1 protein-coding gene is annotated in these 1,115 nt (G+C 62.2%); it reads right to left on the bottom strand.

Annotation, left to right across the window (positions count from 1 at the left end; all coding sequences use genetic code 11):
* Positions 1 to 113: 113 nt before the first annotated feature.
* Positions 114 to 1,115: ISL3 family transposase (locus EOM25_15255; GenBank protein ID NCC26537.1), on the bottom strand; the 1,002-nt coding region annotated here is incomplete at its 5' end.

The following is a 1,115-nucleotide window of genomic DNA, read 5'->3' as shown; positions in this document are numbered from 1 at the left end:
GCCGGCGAGCCGGTGGTCCACGTCGACGAGACCGGGATCAATGTCGGTGGTAGCCGTTGTTGGCTGCACAACACCTCGAGCAAGGGGCTGAGTTATTTTGGCTCTTCGTCGTTTCAAGTGGATTTCAGAAGATGCTGTATGGGCGCTGCCAGCAGGTAGATAATGCTGATGAACGTGTCATCGTTGCGGTATCCCCTGGCCCGGCATTTGGCGGCCTGGAAGATGCCGTTGAGCGCCTCGATGCGAGCGTTGCTGTGGCCTGAATCCCAGCGGGCAAGGATGGCATCGCGGTGTCTGGTCACGGTGTTCAGAGCCGTGCGAACCGGTTTGAGCAGGTCGATATCGGCGATGAGTGAGCGGGCCTCGTTGACAAACCTCGTCAGTCGCCATTTCGCTGCCTGCTTGGACTCGGCCCGGCGGACCCAGCGGAGCATCTCCTTGATGCGCCAGGCCTTGGCGGTTTCCAGGTCCATGGTGACCAGTTCGTTCAGGGCGGCAACCTGCGCCTCGGTAAAGGAACCTTCGGCATTCTTAAGCGTGGCCCAGCGGGCGGCCTTGGGCATGCTGGTTTCCTTGGCCTCGGCGAGGCGAACGTCCTTGACGGCGTTGGTGAACGCCTGCACCACATGGAACCAGTCCACCGTCTGGGCGCTGTTGGTGAAATGGGTCTTCACACCGGCAATGAACGCGCCCGACATGTCGGAGACCACCTCGACCACGTTCTCGGCTCTGCCGCCACGGGCAATCAGGTGGTCCTTGAAGGCCTTCAGGGTGGCCTTGCCCTTGCCGGGAACTGCAAAAACAACGGGCCGTTCCTTGCGGTCGAGATCAATGAACACGGTGACGTACCGGTGCCTCTTGCGCGCCTTGGTCTCGTCCAGGGCAAAGGCCTTGAGGGTGCTCAAATCCAGCCTGGTCATGGCGGCTTTGACGTAGTGCAGGACTATGCGCCACAGCTTCTTGTCGGTCATCTCCAGGATACGGGCCGTGGTCAGCACCGGCATCTCCCGGGCCAGCACCAGGGCCGCCTGCTCGAACAGCAGGGTGAACTTGCTCCCTTTGCGGGCCCAGGGCACCTCCACCCGCCGGACATCGTGCTGCGGACACCGGACCCG

This window comes from Deltaproteobacteria bacterium (genome assembly GCA_009929795.1).
GTDB lineage: Bacteria > Desulfobacterota > Desulfovibrionia > Desulfovibrionales > Desulfomicrobiaceae > RZZR01.
This window is presented reverse-complemented; position numbering and strand designations above follow the sequence as displayed.